Source organism: Chromohalobacter sp. HP20-39, from assembly GCF_033052815.1.
Taxonomy (GTDB): Bacteria; Pseudomonadota; Gammaproteobacteria; order Pseudomonadales; family Halomonadaceae; genus Chromohalobacter.
The window spans coordinates 1-286 of record NZ_JAWHTP010000526.1; the positions used below are offsets into that span (position 1 = coordinate 1).

The 286-nt window shown below is 65.4% G+C and carries 1 protein-coding gene; it reads right to left on the reverse strand.

Annotated elements, in window-relative coordinates; translation table 11 throughout:
- On the reverse strand, positions 1-286 hold a 286-nt coding region (locus tag RVY79_RS19055; protein ID WP_411161752.1), incomplete at both ends, for a MutS-related protein.

The window sequence follows — 286 nt, forward strand, 5'->3', positions numbered from 1 at the left end:
GCTCCAGCCACGCCAGCCGCTTGCGCGCGGCACGGATGACCGGCTGCGGTACGCCTGCCAGTTGCGCGACCTGCAGGCCGTAGCTCTGGCTGGCCGGGCCTTCTTGCACAGCGTGCAGGAAGACGATGCCATCGCCATGTTCCACGGCAGAGAGGTGTACGTTGGCTGCCTGTGCAAACTCCTGCGGGAGTTGCGTCAGCTCGAAATAGTGCGTGGCGAACAGCGTGTGACTGCGGTTGTGCGACAGCAGATGGCGTGCAATCGCCCAGGCAAGCGCCAGGCCATC